This window comes from Sandarakinorhabdus sp. FBCC-B8862 (assembly GCF_059745315.1).
Genome location: NZ_CM185574.1, coordinates 3,032,880 through 3,047,854, shown reverse-complemented (window position 1 = coordinate 3,047,854; position 14,975 = coordinate 3,032,880). Strand labels below are relative to the sequence as shown.

The following is a 14,975-nucleotide window of genomic DNA, read 5'->3' as shown; positions in this document are numbered from 1 at the left end:
CCTACAACGCGATATTGTCGATCAACCGCGTCGTGCCGATCACCCCGGCCCCCATCAGCCGCGCGCCGGGCTGGGCCACGCCCAGGCTGTGCAGGCTCTCGCCGTCGACCAGCTCCAGATAATCCAGCCGCACGAATCCGGCGGCCTTGATCGTCCGCTCCCCGGCGGCCAGTGCGGCGGCCACCGGCATGCCAGCCAATATCGCATCGCGCGTCGCCACCAGCGCCCGGGGCAGCGCCAGCGCGCGGGCCCGTTCATCGGCCGACAGATAGGCATTGCGGCTCGAAAGCGCCAACCCGTCCGCATCGCGCACGATGGCACAACCGATGATCCGCGTCGCAATGTCGAGATCGGCCGCCATGCGCCGGATGATCGCCAGCTGCTGCCAGTCCTTCTCGCCAAACACCGCCACATCGGCGCCAGCGGCACTCAGCAGCTTGGCCACCACGGTCGCCACACCATCGAAATGCCCCGGCCGCACCCGCCCGCACAACAGATCGGGCAGGCCCGACACCCGCACGAAACTGGCAAAGCCCGGCGGATACATGGTCGCCACATCCGGCGCATACAAAAGGCTGCACCCCGCCCCCGCCAGCTTGGCGGCATCGCCGGCCTCGTCACGCGGATAACGGTCAAGATCCTCGCCGGGGCCAAACTGCTTGGGGTTCACGAAAATCGACGCGGCCACCACATCGGCCTGTTCCAGCCCCTTGCCCACCAGCGCCAGATGCCCGGCGTGCAGCGCGCCCATGGTCGGCACAAACGCCACACGCTTGCCCGCCTGCTGCCAGGCCCGCACCTGGGCGCGCAGCGCGGCGGGGGTTCGCACGATGGGCAGCGGGTTGGTCATAAACACTTCACGCGGTTGACTTGCGCGCCCGGCTGTGGGCGATACGAGCGCCAGTTGCAAGCCACAACAAGGGATCAACGTGACCGCACATGTGATCGTGCTCGCCAATGAAAAGGGCGGCACCGGCAAATCCACCACCGCCGTCCATATCGGCGTCGCGCTGGCGCTCACCGGCCATCGCACCGCGCTGATCGATCTCGACAGCCGGCAGCGCACCTCCACCCGCTATCTCGAAAACCGCTGGCACCATGCCCAGCGTCACGGCCTCACCCTGCCCGCGCCCGATGTGGCCGTGGTCGCCGACGGGGATGGCGCCGTCGATGAGCTGGCGCTGCGCTTTTCCCAGGCCAGCGTGCTCGATTTCATCGTGGTGGATTCCCCCGGCCGCGATTCGGCCCTGGCCCGCGCCGCCATGGCCCGCGCTGACACGCTGGTCACCCCGATCAACGACAGTTTCGTCGATTTCGACCTGATCGGCGAAGTCGATGGCGAGACATTTGCGGTCAAGAAACCCAGCTTCTACGCCGAACTCGTCTGGGAAGCCCGCACCCGGCGTGCCCGCGAACAGGGCAAGCAGATGGATTGGGTGGTCCTGCGCAACCGCCTCTCCGCCCTTGATGCCCGCAACAAGCAGCGCGTGGGCGCCGCCCTTGATGGCCTCGCCAAACGCATCGGCTTCCGCGTGCTGCCCGGGCTGACCGAACGCGTGATCTACCGCGAATTCTTCCCGCGCGGCCTCACGCTGCTGGATCGCGCCGCCCTCACCGATTTCTCGCTGTCCCACGTCGCCGCCCGCAACGAACTGCGCGCGCTCATCGCCGGCCTCAACCTGCCCGGCGGCGTTGAACTGGCCGCCTGATGCTGCTGGCGATCCTTGCCGTCGCCGCGCTGGCCTGGTGGCTGCACCGCGAAGGCCTGCTGCTGCCCAATCTCATCCGGTTGGGCGGCACCGGCGCAGCCGGGCTGCTCGCCGTGCGTTTCCTCACCAGCGGCCGCATCCTGATGGCCGCCCTGGCTGCAGCCATCGCCTTTGGCTGGTGGGTCTGGCACAGCAAGAGCGAGAGTGCCGACCAACGCCTCACCAGCGCCGCCCGTCTGCTCGGCATCGCCAGCGACGCGCCGGCCGAGGTGATCTGGCAGGCCTGGCGGCAGAAAATGGCCAGCGCCCACCCCGATGCCGGCGGCAGCGATGATCAGGCACAGTCCCTTACCGCCGCGCGCGACCTGCTGATCAGCGCCGCCGAAAAGCGCCGCGACAGCCGGGATTGAGCCCAGCCATGGCCCACCGCCTGAACCCCGTCGCTTTGCGCGAATATGATATCCGTGGTGTCGTCGGCACCGATCTCGATGCCGCTGATGTCGAAGCCGCCGCCCGCAGTTTCGGCACCATGGTCAGGCGCTATGGCGGCAGCCGCGTCATGCTGGGCCGGGATGGCCGTCTCACCTCGCCCGAACTCGCCGCTGCCGCCACCAAGGGCCTCCTGGCCAGCGGCTGCGATGTCACCGACATCGGCCTTGCCCCGTCACCCATGCTCTACTTCAGCGTGTTCGACACCGGCGCCGATGCCGGGCTGATGATCACCGCCAGCCACAACCCACCGGAATGGAATGGCATCAAGCTTATCCTGCGCCATCGCCCCTTCTATGGCGCGGATATCGCGGAACTGGGCGCGATCTCGGCCGCCGGCAACTGGGAAAGCGGCGCCGGCAGGCTCAGCCATGCCCCCATGATCGATCGCTATGTCGCCCGGCTGGCCGGCGATTATCAGGGCGGTGCCTTCACCATCGCCTGGGATTGCAGCAACGGCGCCGCCGGCCCGGTGGTGGAGCGGCTGATCCGCCTGCTGCCCGGCACCCACCATCTGCTGCACAGCGAAGTTGACGGCCGCTTCCCCAATCACGAACCTGATCCCACCATCGAAGCCAATCTGGCCGATCTGAAACGGCTGGTGATCGACCGCGGCTGCGATTTTGGAGTCGCCTTCGATGGCGACGCCGATCGGATCGGCGCTGTCGATGGCCAGGGGCGCATGTTGGGGGGCGATGAACTGCTGGCCATCCTGGCCGAACCGGTGCTCAAGGCCCAGCCAGGCGCTGCCATCATCGCTGATGTGAAGGCCAGCCAGGCCCTGTTCGATCGCATCGCCGCCCTGGGCGGCCGGCCCGACATGTGGAAATCCGGCCACAGCCTGGTCAAGGCCCGGTTGCAGGCGCTGGATGCGCCGCTGGCCGGCGAAATGGGCGGCCACATCATCTTTGGCCACCGCTGGTACGGTGTGGATGACGGCATTTTGGCCGCGCTGCGCCTGATGGAGGCCGTCAGCGCCGCCGGCACCAGCCTCACCGCGCTGAAATCCGCCATGCCGGTGATGGTCAACACGCCCGAACTGCGCATCCCCTGCCCCGAGAATCGCAAATTCGCCGTGGTCGCCGAGGTGCTGGCCCGTTTGCGCGCCACCAACGCGCGCATCAATGAAACCGACGGCGCCCGCGTCATGCGCGACGACGGCTGGTGGCTGCTGCGCGCCTCCAACACCCAAGCAGCCGTCACCGCCCGCGTCGAAGCCCGCGACGCCGCCGCGCTCGCCCGGCTGCAGGCAGAGCTGGCGGCGCAGCTGGCACTGTCCGGCGTGGATTGGGGCTGAGGTGGGCGTCAGGTCCTCCCCAAACGTGTTTGGGGAGGTGGCGCCGCAGGCGACGGAGGGGTCCGCTACCCCGATCCTCCCCCTCTTGGGGGAGGTGCCCGCAGGGCGGAGGGGGCCGCGCCTTTGCCACTTGGTTGGCCCAAAGGCCGCGCGGCCGGCGGCAAAGCCGCCGAGTCCGCTGAACATGGAAAGGAAAGACAGAAAAGAGCGCGGCAGAGCCGCGCCGTCAGACGAGTCAAAAAGGGCGGCCTGAGGGCCGCCCGTTTCGCTCGCTGCCCGAGCTTGCGCGAGTCGGTGGCTATCGCGTTGCGATAGCCACACGCCGCGCTGCGCTTAGAACCTGACCCCAACCATCACGCTGAACGTGCGCGGGTCACCATAATAAACCGTCTGGATATTCCCCACCGAGCTGAACTCCTGCCCGTCCGTCCGGTACAGCCGGTCAAACAGATTCTTCACGCCGGCCTGGCCATACCAGCGCCCGCCAGCCGCATCATAACGCACCAGCGCATTGGCCAGCCAGTACCCCGGCTCGGTCAGGCCCGGACGGTTGTCCACGCTCAGGAAATGCTTGCCAACATGGCGGGCATCCACGCCCAGCGTGATGCTGCCCTCGCCCACCGGGATGCGATAATCGGTGGCCAGGTTCAGCGTCACCGGCGGCGCAAAGGCCGGCTCGCAGGTCACGGCATTGCCGGTCGGGTTGCAGCTGAAGCTTTGCGGCGGCACCCGGCGGCCGTCGTTGAACACATCATATTTGGCATCGAGATAGCCAAGGCTGCCGCGCAGGGTCCAATATTTGGTCGGCTTGGCCGTCGCCTCAAGTTCAAAGCCCCAGATGGACATCTTGCCGGCGTTCAGCACCGGGAACACCCCGGTCGAGCCCACGGTGCCGCCGCCCACGCGCGCCTGGAAATCGCGGAAATCGCTGTAGAACAGGCTGGCCGCGACAAACAGCTTGCCATCGGCAAAACTGCCCTTGGCGCCGCCCTCATAGGTCCACACCGTCTCCGGGTTGAAGCGCGTCACCAGCGTCGGCGTGCCGTTCACCACCAGCGTCAGATCATTCAGGCTGTTGGCGCGGCCGTTGAACCCGCCCGACTTGAAGCCCCGGCTGGCCGAAACATAGAGCAGGCTGTCGTCCCCCGGCTTGTACGACAGGGTGAAACTGGGCGTCCACGCGCCATAGTCCGCCTTGTTGTCGAGGTTCAGCGGCGCCGGCAGATTGTCCGGGAAGCGGAACGCGACATTGTTCAGGAACGCCTGGTTCGATGCCGTGGTGGTAAAGCGATTGTAGGTCCGCTCCTCCTTCGTGTAGCGCAGGCCGGCCGTGAAGCTCAGCGCATCGGTGAACTTGTAGGTCGCCTGGCCAAAGGCGGCATAGCTCTTCGTGCGCTGGGCATCATCGATGAAGCGGGTGAACGTCACCGGGCCACCGAGGAAGGTGAACAGGTCATCGGCATAGGCTTCCTGGTGCGAGCGCACCCGCTCGTTCAGGTAAAACAGCCCGAACACGCCGGAGAATCTCTCCGTGTTCCACTTCAGCTGCACTTCCTGGCTGAACTGGCGCTGGTCAATGCCCACGAACACATCGCCCATCTCGGTCTGGGCGGCATCGATATCGATATACAGGTCCGGGTCCAGCTTGCGCCAGCTGGTGATGCTGGTCAGCGTGATGGCGTCGCTCAACGTCCAGTTGGCGGTGATGTTGGCGCCCCAGTGATCCAGCTTCTGGCCCTCGTTGCCGCGGAAGCTGGTGGAGGCCTTGAAATCATAGCGGCCATAGGGTTCGGCCGGCACCACCGTTGTCACCCCGGCCGGGAACAGGCTGGTCTGGATCAGCGGCGCGGTGGGATAGCCCAGGGTCAGCGCATTGCGCTGCCGGTTGTAATCACCCGACATCAGGATCTCGAGTGTATCGGTCGGCTGGGCGCGCAGGATCGAACGGAAGGTCAGGCTGTCGCGGTCGTTGTATTTGCGGCCCGTGCGCGGATCAGTCACCAGGCCATCGCGCTTGTCCCACTGGCCCGCCACACTCAGCGCCACCTTGTCACCCGCCAGCGGGGCAGAGACATAGCCGTTCAGCACCCACTGGTTGTAGCTGCCATATTGCACCGAGGCTTCGGCGCGCGTGTCGGTGAAGCTGGGCTTGCGGCTGACGATGGAAATGGCGCCGCCCGTGGTGTTCTTGCCATAGAGCGTGCCCTGCGGCCCGCGCAGCACCTCGATCCGCTCCACGTCAAACAGATTGAGCAGCGCGCCCTGGATGCGGGACAGATAGACGCCATCGACATAGATGCCCACGGCCGGATCAAAGGTTTGCAGCGCATCCGGCTGGCCCAGGCCGCGGATGAAGATATTGGCGCTGGCCGCCGAACCACGGCCCTGCACCAGGTTGAGGTTGGGCGCCGCACCCTGCAGGCCCGACAGGTCAACCGCCTGGAATTTCTGCAGATCGGCCTGACCAAAGGCGGTGACCGCCACCGGCACGTCGATCAGCTTTTCCTCGCGGCGGCGTGCCGACACCACGATTTCGGCCGACTCAACACTGTCGTCTGCCGCCACGGTCGCCGCAGCCTGATCGGCCTGCGCCGCCACCGGCAGCGCGCTCATCAGGCTGGCTCCGGCCAACAGCAGCATGCGCATGTGCATCGTCATCATCGCTCTCCCCATCAGGGCCAGGCCGCTTCTCATGGCCGGGCTTGTTTCTGCTTGGGCAATGGAATACTGAAACCTGAACCAGGATTCAACTCTGGAACAAGACAGGCCGGCAGAATGCGGCTATCAGGGGGCAGGATTGGCTGAGGATGTGACTTTGCAGCAACAAGCGCCCCCCTTGCCGGCGGCCGCCGCCGACAAGACCCCGCGCACCGCCCGCGGCCAGCGCACCGTGCGCATCATCCTGGATGCCGCCGCCGCCGAATTTGGTGAGCGCGGCTATCACGACGGCAGCATCGCCCGCATCGCCCAGCGCGCCGGCGTGGCCATCGGCAGCTTCTACACCTGGTTCGATTCGAAAGAGGCCGTGTTCCGCGCCCTGGTGGCGGACATGAGCCGCCAGGTGCGCGAGCATGTCGTGCCGCACATATTGGCGGCGCCCGATCGCCTGTCCGGCGAACGCGCCGGCCTTGCCGCCTTTCTCGAATTCGTCCGCACCCACAAGGCGCTCTATCGCATCATCGATGAAAGCGCTTTCGTCGCCGAAGACGCCTATCGCGCCCATTATGTCAGCGTCGCCGAAGGCTATGCCACCAGCCTGGAACAGGCGTTCGGCAAGGGTGAGGTATCAGACGGCGACTGGCAGGTGCGCGCCTGGGCCATCATGGGCATGAACGTGTTCCTGGGCCTGAAATTCGGCGTCTGGGATGAAAGCCGCTCAACCGCCGACATCGCCGCCGCCGCCCACGCCCTGATCAGCGACGGCATCGCCCCGCGCTAGGCGCGATCAGCGCGGTCCACCAGCCAGCCCAATCCGATGGCGACGGCATAGCCCATCAACGCCAGTGCCGCCATGCCGGCCGGGCTCGGCGGTTCGCCCGGCACGGCATTGACCGCGCCCAGCACCAGCAAGCCAAAGAACCAGCCCAGCGCCGGTCGCGCCGCCTGCCCCGCCGACGCACGCCGGCCCACCCACCAGGCCACCGCCAAGCCAAGCAGGCCCACCTCCACCAGCATCTCCAGCGCCGGCAGATTCCACAGCCCCAGGCCCAGTTTCAGCGTGCCGCCCGGCCACAGCAACAGATCAGGCCGGTGCACGACGAAATCGGCCACCCAGTGCGAGAAAACCGCCACGCCCAGCCACATTGCGGTCACGCCATACCAGCGCGCGGTCACCGCAACCGCCGCCAGCGACCACAGAATCGCCGCCAAAAGACTGTGCGTCCAGGGCATGTGATAGAGATCAAGCGGCGATCCGGGCAGGCCGGGCACCACCCGCAACTTCTCCACCCCGGCCCAGACCAGCCCGGCCCAGCCAATGTCCATCAGCTGCGCCGCCCCCACACAGGCCCAGAACGGCAGCTGCGGCCGCACCGTCTTCACCGCCACCGATGCCGCGAAATGCCCGATGAACATCAGCGCTTGCCCCTGAACGGCCAGTTGGTGACGCCGCCCGCCCACAACGCCCACCAGACGATGATGGGCTGGGCCAGCAACCGCGGACCATGATAACCCCAACCCAATATTTGCCCATTGATCGCAATGCCTTCCACGGCATGCTTGATATTGGCCGGGAACACGCACACCGCATAGGCTGCCAGCCCCCAGGCCGCCGCTACCCGCAGGCGCGGGATCAACAGGCCAATCGCGCCGGCAATTTCCGCCACCCCCGTCGCCAGCACCACGCCGCGCGGATATGGCACCCAATCCGGCATGATCGGCAGAAAACCATCCGGGCTTTTCAAATGGATAACACCAACCGCCGCATAAGCGATGGCCAGCACGGCCCGTGCAATCCTGCGGGCAGGCGCCTCAGCGCCCATCCGCATCCCGCGCCAGCGCCGCAGCCAGATCCCTGTCGCGCGGCAGGGTCGAATCCCCCATGGTCTGCAGCATCAGCACCACGCCAAACTGCCGCACCCGGTCCGCCATGAACAAGGTGCCGGCCGCCCCGCCCCAGCCATAGGCATCGGCGGTGCTGCCACCCCAGGCGGACGCCGCCGCGGCCCCACCAGCACGGCTATCAAACAGGGTCACCCGGCCGCCGGCGCCAAAGCCGTTGGTGCCATCGAAAAACACGCCCGGTGGCATCAGATTGCTGGTCGCCAGCCGGGCGGTGCCGCGCGGCAGGATGGTACGGCCTTCAAATTGCCCTTCGTTCAGAACCATTTGTGCGAATTTTGCATAATCGCGCGCCGAACTCACCAGCCCGCCGCCGCCCGAAAGCAGCTTGGGCCGGGTGGTGAAGCCATCCTTTTCCAGCACCGATATCGGGATCGGCTTGTCCAGCCGCTTGGTGGTGCCGGGCGCCGTCCACAGATAATTCGCCGCCAGCCGCGCCTTGTCCTGCGCCCAGAATCCCGTGTCCGCCATCCCCAGCGGGCCCAGGATCTGCTGCTGCAGCACCTTGTCAAACGTCATGCTGGTCAGCCGCTCCAGCAGGGCGCCGGCCACATCCAGGCCCACCGAATATTTCCACGCCGTCCCCGGTTCCAGTGCCAGCGGCAGCCCGGCCAAAGCGGTCGCCATCACCTGCAGGTCGGGCAGCGGCCCCTCGCCCGGTTGCAGAAAGGCCGGCACGCTGCCCGGCTGGATGCCCATCCGCTTGTACTCGCGCTCCAGCGGGCCGTTGCCATTGATCGAATAGGAAAACCCGGCCGTGTGGGTCAAAAGGTGGCGCACCGTGATCGCCCGCGTCGCCGGCCGCGATTCCAGCCCGGCGGCCGGATCAACCAGCACCCGCATGTCGCGAAATTCCGGCATGATGTCGGCAATCGGCTGGTCCAGCTTCAACTCGCCCGTCGCCACCCGCTGCATCACCGCCATCGCCGTGATCGGCTTTGACATGGAATAGACCCGCCACAGCGTGTCGGGAGTCACCTTGGTGCTGCCGCCAAAGGCCGTGACGCCTGACGACACAAATACCGGCTTGTGCTTGCCAGGCTCCACCAGCGCCACCACGGCCCCCGGCACCCGGCCCTGCGCGACATAGGCATCAATCAGGGATTGCACTGCATCATGGCGCAACGGCGGCAATGCCCCATCACCAACCTTGGCCATGGCGCGGCCGGCTGCACCTGTTCCCGCTGCCGCAATGGCAATGGCCTGCAACATCTGGCGACGGTCAAACGCGTGCATCATCAATCCCCTTCCAGCAGGCGGCGGGCCTGGGCCCGGGCTTCCGGCGTCACATCCGCGCCCGACAGCATGCGGGCAATCTCTTCCTGCCGGGCGGCCGGGTCAAGCCGCGTCAGGCTGGTCCGCGCCAGGCCGCCGTCACTGGCCTTTTCGATCCGCCAATGGCTGTCGCCGCGCGCTGCCACCTGTGGGCTGTGGGTCACCACCAGCACCTGGGCTTGGCCCGCCAGCCGCGCCAGGCGGTCCCCGATGGCCGAAGCGACCGCACCGCCAACCCCACGGTCAATCTCGTCAAAGATCATCGTGCCGGCGCTGCCCGTGCTGGCCAGCGCCACCTTCAGCGCCAGAATGAAGCGGGACAATTCCCCGCCCGAAGCGATCTTCATCAGCGGCGCGAAGTCGGCACCGGGGTTGGTGGCAATTTCGAACTCCACGCGTTCCTGCCCCTCCGGCCCCCAGTCGTTCGCTGGCAGGGCCGCCAACGCGGTGCGGAACCGGGCAGCATCCAGCTTCAGCGGGGCCAGTTCGCCGGCAACCGCCGCGTCCAGCCGCACCGCAGCCGCCGCCCGCGCCTTTGACACGACAGCCGCCGCTGCCAAATAGGCCGCCTGTGCCTGCTCTACTGCCGCCTCCAGCGCAACCAGGCTCGCTTCGCCTGCCACCAGCGCCGCGGCCCTTGCCTGCAACGCTTCGGCCAAAGCCGGCAGCGCATCGGCCTCCACCTTGTGCTTGCGCGCCATCGCCCGCAGCTCGAACAGCCGTGCTTCGACCTGCTCCAGCCGGGCCGGATCGGCATCGAGCGCCTGCGTCGCCTCGGCAAGGCGGGTTTCGGCCTCGCCGGCCTCCACCAGCGCCCGGTCCAGCGCTGCCAGCGCCTCGGCCAGCAGGTCATGCTCCCCACTGATCCGGTCCAGCCGTCGGGCCGCCTGGGCCAAGGTCGCGCTGCCGCTGGCCAATTGGCCGGCCACGGCGCCCAGATCATCGGCGATGCGTGCGCCCTTCTGCATGGCGGCGCGGGCCAGCGCCAGTTCCGCCTCCTCACCCGGCTGGGCCGCCAGCGCCTGCACCTCGGCCACCGCATGCTCCAGCCATTCACGGTCGCGCTGGTCTGCCGCCAGCCGGTCCCGCGCGGCATGTGCCTCGGCATCGGCGGCCTTCCACGCCGCCCAGGCCGCCCTGCAGGCCGCCAGCACGTCTGCCAGCCCGCCAAACTGGTCCAGCAGCGCGCGATGGCCCTTGGGGCTCAACAGGCCGCGCTCGTCATGCTGGCCATGGATTTCAACCAGCGCGCCGCCCAGTTCGCGCAGCAGCGCCGCCGAGACCGGCTGGTCGTTCACAAAGGCCCGGCTGCCGCCATCGGCCTTCAACTGGCGGCGCAGGATGATCGGGCCATCACCATCCAGCTCATGCTCGGCCAGCAGCGCCCGCACCGGGTGGTCCGCCGCAACCTCGAATTCGGCCACCACCCGCGCCGCTTCGCAGCCCGCGCGCACCAGCCCGGCATCGGCACGATTGCCCAGCACGAGCCCCAGCGCATCCAGCAGGATGGACTTGCCGGCCCCGGTTTCGCCGGTCAGCACGACCAGCCCCGGCGCCAGATCCAGCGCCAGCGCCTCGATCAGCACGATATTCTGTATGGCAAGCCCGGTCAGCACCTGGCCCTGTTAGCCGATTGCCCACACCCCAAGCGAGAGGCATTTTCAGGGCCCGCCGCGCCGCCTCGCAACCGCGGCCTGCGCCATTCCCGCTTGCATGCCGGCGAAAATCGAATATAGGCGCGTGCTTCTTCCGTTGTTCCGGGATGAACCGGCCCGGCCATTTCGCATGGCCGCTGCGCAAGCTGGCCATGGTTCGCATCGGTTCCCGGAAATTCGCCGAACCAGATTGATTGATACAGGTGCCCCATGGCCGTTCCCAAGCGCAAGACCTCGCCTTCCCGCCGCAACATGCGTCGCAGCCATCATGCGCTCACCGCCACCCAGTTCCAGGAATGCCCGAACTGCGGTGAACTGAAGCTGCCCCACAATGTGTGCGGCGCTTGCGGTTTCTACAACGGCCGCGAAGTCGTCGCCGTCGAAGCCTGATTGCTGGCCAACGCCGGTTTGGCCCGCGCATCATGACCGCCACGCCGCCTGCGGGCCCGATCATCGCCCTCGATGTGATGAGCGGCGAATCCGGTGTGGCCGAAGCCGTTGCCGCCGCCGATATTGCGGCGGAACGCTATCCGCGCCTGTCGTTCCTGCTGTTCGGGCAGGAAGCAGCCATCGCCCCTGAGCTGGCGCGCCACCCGCGCCTGGCCGGCCGCGCCCGCATCATCAACAGTGATGATGTGGTGTCCATGCGCGACAAGCCCAGCCAGGTGCTGCGCCGCGCCCGCACCACCTCCATGGGCATGGCCATCGATGCCGTGAAGCAGGGCGAGGCGCACGCCGCCGTGTCCGCCGGCAACACCGGCGCCCTGATGGCCATTGCGCTATTTGCCCTGCGCACCATGAAGGGCATTGATCGACCGGCGCTGGCCGCGATCCTGCCTACGCTGAAATCCGAATCGGTTATGCTCGATCTGGGCGCCAACACCGAATGCGATGCCACCAACCTGGTGCAGTTCGCCGTGATGGGCGCGGCCTTTGCGCGCACCGTGCTCGGCCTCGAACGCCCGCGGCTTGGCCTACTCAACATCGGCGAGGAAGAACTGAAGGGCACCGAGGAGCTGCGCACCGCCGCCACCATCCTCAAATCTGCCCAGCTGCCAATGGACTTCGTTGGCTTTGTCGAGGGGGACAAGATCGGCACCGGAGATGTCGATGTCGTCGTCACCGATGGCTTCTCCGGCAACATCGCGCTGAAAACCGCCGAAGGCACCAGCCGGCTCGTCACCGGCCTGCTCGGCAACGCCTTCCGCTCCTCCATCTGGGGCAAGCTCGGCTATTTCATCGCCCGCAGCGCCCTGCAGTCGCTGCGCAACCATCTCGATCCCAACGCCCACAACGGTGCGGTATTCCTCGGTCTCAATGGCCTGGTGGTGAAAAGCCACGGCAGTGCCAACGCGCGCGGACTGGCCAATGCCATCGGGGTGGCGCATGATCTGGTTCGCGATGATGTGGGCCGCCGCATCAGCGCCGATCTGGCCGGCATCAGCATGGGCCCGACCATTGGCGACTCCACGACGGAACCCGACGCCGCATGACCAGCCCCACCGCCCGACGCCGCTCGGTCATCACCGGCACCGGCAGCTATCTGCCACAAACCATTCTCACCAACGATGATCTCGCCGCCCGGCTCGACACGTCGGATGAATGGATCATCGAACGCACCGGCATCCGCCGCCGCCATATCGCCGCCGAAGGCGAATTCACCTCCGATCTTGGCGCCGAAGCCGCCCGCCGCGCCCTGGCGGCTGCCGGCTGCACCCCCGATGACATCGATCTGATCGTCGTCGCCACCGCCACGCCCGATCAAACCTTTCCGGCCGTGGCCACCGTCATCCAGCACAAGCTGGGCATGACGCACGGGGTTGCCTTCGATGTGGCGGCCGTCTGCTCCGGCTTTCTCTATGCCCTCACCGTGGCCGACGCCCTGCTCACCACCGGCGCACACAATCGGGCGCTGGTGATTGGCGCCGAAACCTTCTCCCGCCTGCTCGATTGGGAAGACCGCACCACTGCCGTGCTGTTTGGCGATGGTGCCGGCGCCATCGTGCTGGAAGCCCAGGCCCAGGCCGGCACCACCGATGATCGCGGCGTGCTGGCCAGCCGCCTGCACAGCGATGGCCGCTACAATGATCTCCTCTATGTCGATGGCGGCCCCGGCTCCACCGGAAGCACCGGCCATCTGCGCATGAAGGGCAAGGAAGTGTTCCGCCATGCCGTCACCAACCTGTCCAGCGTGATGGGCGAGGTGCTGGATGCGGCCGGCCTTGCCCCCACCGATGTCGCCTGGGTGGTGCCACACCAGGCCAATCTGCGCATATTGGAGGCCACTGCCAAGAAGCTCGGCCTTGATCCAGGCCAGGTGGTCGTCACGGTCGATTCCCACGCCAACACGTCGGCCGCCTCGGTGCCGCTGGCGCTCGACACGGCGGTGCGCGATGGCCGCATCCAGCCTGGCGACCTGCTCCTGCTCGAAGCGATGGGCGGCGGTTTCACCTGGGGCGCTGCCGCCGTTCGGTGGTGAAACTTTCGTGAAACTTTTCAGTGGCGAATCGCCCAAAGCTGCGTAGAATCATCGCAGCCAGCCAAGACCATAATCCACACAGGCTGGCGCGCGCAGGGTTGGGGGAGAACAGATGGCAAGCAAGGCAAGCGCCGGCAGTGTCACCAGGGCCGATCTGGCAGACGCCGTGCATCGCGAAATCGGTCTCTCGCGCACCGAATCGGCCCAGCTGGTCGAAGCCGTGCTTGATCGCATCTGCGATGCGCTGATCGCCGGCTCCAACGTCAAGATTTCCAGTTTCGGCAGCTTCGTGCTGCGCAACAAGGGCCTGCGCGTCGGCCGCAACCCGAAAACCGGCGTCGAAGTGCCGATCGAACCGCGCACCGTGCTCACCTTCCGGCCCAGCCAGTTGCTGCGCGAAGCCATCAACCGCGGTTGATCGTGGCGGAATCCGTCTCTGGGAAGGCCGAAGGCGCATTCCGCACCATTTCCGAAGCCGCCGATGAAATCGGCGTCCCCGCGCATGTGTTGCGCTTCTGGGAAACCCGCTTTTCCCAGTTGCAACCGCTGAAGCGCGCCGGCGGCCGCCGCTATTACCGCCCGGCCGACATGGCGCTGCTGCGCCGGATCAAGGCGCTGCTGCAGGATCAGGGCATGACCATCCGCGGCGCGCAGTTGGCGTTGGGGGCCAAGCCCGCCCCGCCGCCAGCCACCGAAACCGTGGCCCCGGCCGGGCCCGGCATTGACCGCTCTGCCCTCCTCGCCATCCGCAACCGGCTGGCCGCCGCACTGCTGGCCTGACCGGCCATGAAGGTCGTCGCCCTGTTCAGCGCGAAGGGCGGCGTCGGCAAATCCTCGCTGGCAGCCAGCCTTGCTCATGGCGCTGCCACCCGCAGCGGCCGCCGCACCCTGCTCTGGGATCTGGACCCACAGGGCGCTTCCGGCTGGTTGCTGGGTGTTGAGCCCAAGGCCGGCGCCAAGGCGCGCAAGGGCCTCGCCGCCGCCAGCCTCGCCGATCTCATCCAGCCATCGGCCTTTGCCAATCTTGATGTGCTGGCGGCAGACCGGTCACTGCGCCGGCTGGAGGCTGACCTTGCCGGCGAAGACAGCGAAAAGCGCCTCAAAAAGGCGCTGAAACCGCTGGAAGACCGTTATGACCGGGTCATCCTCGATTGCCCGCCCGGCCTCACCGAACTGGCCGATCAGATGTTCCGCGCCGCCGATCTGATCGTCGTGCCGGCCATCCCCTCTCCGCTGTCAGGCCGGGCGCTGGATCAATTGACGGCCCATCTCGCCGCCGAAATGAAATCGCCGCCGCCGCTGCTGCCGGTGTTTTCCATGGCCGATCGCCGCAAGGCGCTGCACAAGGCCGCCCTCGCCGCCCACCCAGACTGGCCGATGATCCCCTATGCCAGCGCGGTCGAAGCCATGGCGGCCACGCGCCAGCCGGTGGCCAGCGGACCGGCCGCAACGGCCATCAACGCGCTATGGGCAGCGGTGGAGCGGCAGCTTTCGGCCTGACCGCCCCACCG

16 protein-coding genes are annotated in these 14,975 nt (G+C 67.2%); 10 read left to right on the top strand and 6 right to left on the bottom strand.

Annotated features, from left to right (window positions below; translation table 11 throughout):
• Position 1 precedes the first annotated feature (1 nt).
• Positions 2 to 850 carry a pantoate--beta-alanine ligase gene (gene panC / locus AC6BOR_RS14630; RefSeq protein WP_498059092.1) on the bottom strand — a complete coding sequence of 283 codons (849 nt, stop codon included), beginning with the start codon at positions 848 to 850 and terminating at the stop codon, positions 2 to 4.
• 73 nt (positions 851 to 923) lie between these two features.
• Between panC and AC6BOR_RS14625 the strand changes: the two genes are divergently transcribed.
• From AC6BOR_RS14625 to pgmG, 3 genes are read left to right on the top strand one after another with little or no spacing between them, the layout of a single operon-like run.
• Positions 924 to 1,709 (top strand): division plane positioning ATPase MipZ, encoded by a 786-nt coding sequence (locus tag AC6BOR_RS14625; protein ID WP_498060671.1) that lies wholly within the window; start codon positions 924 to 926, stop codon positions 1,707 to 1,709.
• The gene (locus tag AC6BOR_RS14620) at positions 1,709 to 2,119 is read left to right on the top strand and encodes a hypothetical protein (RefSeq protein WP_498059091.1); all 411 of its coding nucleotides are present in this window, start codon (positions 1,709 to 1,711) and stop codon (positions 2,117 to 2,119) included. Before AC6BOR_RS14625 ends, AC6BOR_RS14620 begins: the two co-directional genes overlap by 1 nt.
• Positions 2,120 to 2,127: 8 nt before the next feature.
• Positions 2,128 to 3,495: a phosphoglucomutase/phosphomannomutase PgmG gene (pgmG, locus tag AC6BOR_RS14615; RefSeq protein ID WP_498059090.1), complete on the top strand. Its 1,368-nt coding sequence runs from the start codon at positions 2,128 to 2,130 to the stop codon at positions 3,493 to 3,495.
• A 333-nt stretch (positions 3,496 to 3,828) separates the two neighbouring features.
• On the opposite strand, the gene AC6BOR_RS14610 is transcribed toward pgmG, so the two are convergent.
• Positions 3,829 to 6,189, bottom strand: a complete 2,361-nt coding sequence (locus tag AC6BOR_RS14610; protein WP_498059089.1) for a TonB-dependent receptor — start codon at positions 6,187 to 6,189, stop codon at positions 3,829 to 3,831.
• A 142-nt stretch (positions 6,190 to 6,331) separates the two neighbouring features.
• Between AC6BOR_RS14610 and AC6BOR_RS14605 the strand changes: the two genes are divergently transcribed.
• Complete coding sequence (locus tag AC6BOR_RS14605) at positions 6,332 to 6,934, top strand: TetR/AcrR family transcriptional regulator (protein WP_498059088.1); 603 nt, start codon at positions 6,332 to 6,334, stop codon at positions 6,932 to 6,934.
• Here AC6BOR_RS14605 and AC6BOR_RS14600 read toward each other — a convergent pair.
• From AC6BOR_RS14600 to recN, 4 genes are all read right to left on the bottom strand, one after another.
• Positions 6,931 to 7,569: a hypothetical protein gene (locus tag AC6BOR_RS14600; RefSeq protein WP_498059087.1), complete on the bottom strand. Its 639-nt coding sequence runs from the start codon at positions 7,567 to 7,569 to the stop codon at positions 6,931 to 6,933. The two genes, AC6BOR_RS14605 and AC6BOR_RS14600, sit on opposite strands and share 4 nt — an antisense overlap.
• Positions 7,569 to 7,976, bottom strand: coding sequence for a DoxX family protein (locus tag AC6BOR_RS14595; protein ID WP_498060670.1), 408 nt, complete (start codon positions 7,974 to 7,976; stop codon positions 7,569 to 7,571). The genes AC6BOR_RS14600 and AC6BOR_RS14595 overlap by 1 nt, the downstream gene beginning before the upstream one ends.
• The gene (locus tag AC6BOR_RS14590; RefSeq protein WP_498059086.1) at positions 7,966 to 9,213 is read right to left on the bottom strand and encodes a serine hydrolase domain-containing protein; all 1,248 of its coding nucleotides are present in this window, start codon (positions 9,211 to 9,213) and stop codon (positions 7,966 to 7,968) included. Before AC6BOR_RS14590 ends, AC6BOR_RS14595 begins: the two co-directional genes overlap by 11 nt.
• 80 nt (positions 9,214 to 9,293) lie before the next feature.
• Positions 9,294 to 10,946, bottom strand: a complete 1,653-nt coding sequence (recN, locus tag AC6BOR_RS14585) for a DNA repair protein RecN (RefSeq protein ID WP_498059085.1) — start codon at positions 10,944 to 10,946, stop codon at positions 9,294 to 9,296.
• A 249-nt stretch (positions 10,947 to 11,195) separates the two neighbouring features.
• Here recN and rpmF point away from each other — a divergent pair, with 249 nt between their 5' ends.
• The 6 genes from rpmF (at position 11,196) to AC6BOR_RS14555 (ending at position 14,964) form a co-directional block, all read left to right on the top strand.
• Entirely contained in the window at positions 11,196 to 11,375 is a 180-nt protein-coding gene (rpmF, locus tag AC6BOR_RS14580) for a 50S ribosomal protein L32 (RefSeq protein WP_086117514.1), read from the top strand.
• A 32-nt stretch (positions 11,376 to 11,407) separates the two neighbouring features.
• Positions 11,408 to 12,478 carry a phosphate acyltransferase PlsX gene (plsX, locus tag AC6BOR_RS14575; protein WP_086117515.1) on the top strand — a complete coding sequence of 357 codons (1,071 nt, stop codon included), beginning with the start codon at positions 11,408 to 11,410 and terminating at the stop codon, positions 12,476 to 12,478.
• Positions 12,475 to 13,464, top strand: coding sequence for a beta-ketoacyl-ACP synthase III (locus AC6BOR_RS14570; RefSeq protein ID WP_498059084.1), 990 nt, complete (start codon positions 12,475 to 12,477; stop codon positions 13,462 to 13,464). Before plsX ends, AC6BOR_RS14570 begins: the two co-directional genes overlap by 4 nt.
• A 112-nt stretch (positions 13,465 to 13,576) precedes the next feature.
• Positions 13,577 to 13,882 carry an integration host factor subunit alpha gene (locus tag AC6BOR_RS14565; protein WP_086117517.1) on the top strand — a complete coding sequence of 102 codons (306 nt, stop codon included), beginning with the start codon at positions 13,577 to 13,579 and terminating at the stop codon, positions 13,880 to 13,882.
• On the top strand, positions 13,882 to 14,244 hold the full coding sequence (locus AC6BOR_RS14560) for a MerR family transcriptional regulator (protein ID WP_498060669.1): 363 nt from the start codon (positions 13,882 to 13,884) through the stop codon (positions 14,242 to 14,244). Before AC6BOR_RS14565 ends, AC6BOR_RS14560 begins: the two co-directional genes overlap by 1 nt.
• Positions 14,245 to 14,250: 6 nt before the next feature.
• Positions 14,251 to 14,964, top strand: coding sequence for a ParA family protein (locus AC6BOR_RS14555; protein WP_498059083.1), 714 nt, complete (start codon positions 14,251 to 14,253; stop codon positions 14,962 to 14,964).
• The last annotated feature ends 11 nt before the right edge of the window (positions 14,965 to 14,975 follow it).

Coding starts and splice junctions, on each gene's coding strand:
- AC6BOR_RS14570 (WP_498059084.1), top strand. CDS start 12,475: ATGACCAGCCCCACCGCCCGACGCCGCTCGGTCATCACCGGCACCGGC.
- AC6BOR_RS14555 (WP_498059083.1), top strand. CDS start 14,251: ATGAAGGTCGTCGCCCTGTTCAGCGCGAAGGGCGGCGTCGGCAAATCC.
- AC6BOR_RS14620 (WP_498059091.1), top strand. CDS start 1,709: ATGCTGCTGGCGATCCTTGCCGTCGCCGCGCTGGCCTGGTGGCTGCAC.
- AC6BOR_RS14595 (WP_498060670.1), bottom strand. CDS start 7,976: ATGGGCGCTGAGGCGCCTGCCCGCAGGATTGCACGGGCCGTGCTGGCC.
- plsX (WP_086117515.1), top strand. CDS start 11,408: ATGACCGCCACGCCGCCTGCGGGCCCGATCATCGCCCTCGATGTGATG.
- AC6BOR_RS14610 (WP_498059089.1), bottom strand. CDS start 6,189: ATGAGAAGCGGCCTGGCCCTGATGGGGAGAGCGATGATGACGATGCAC.
- AC6BOR_RS14565 (WP_086117517.1), top strand. CDS start 13,577: ATGGCAAGCAAGGCAAGCGCCGGCAGTGTCACCAGGGCCGATCTGGCA.
- AC6BOR_RS14590 (WP_498059086.1), bottom strand. CDS start 9,213: ATGGCCAAGGTTGGTGATGGGGCATTGCCGCCGTTGCGCCATGATGCA.
- AC6BOR_RS14600 (WP_498059087.1), bottom strand. CDS start 7,569: ATGTTCATCGGGCATTTCGCGGCATCGGTGGCGGTGAAGACGGTGCGG.
- rpmF (WP_086117514.1), top strand. CDS start 11,196: ATGGCCGTTCCCAAGCGCAAGACCTCGCCTTCCCGCCGCAACATGCGT.
- panC (WP_498059092.1), bottom strand. CDS start 850: ATGACCAACCCGCTGCCCATCGTGCGAACCCCCGCCGCGCTGCGCGCC.
- pgmG (WP_498059090.1), top strand. CDS start 2,128: ATGGCCCACCGCCTGAACCCCGTCGCTTTGCGCGAATATGATATCCGT.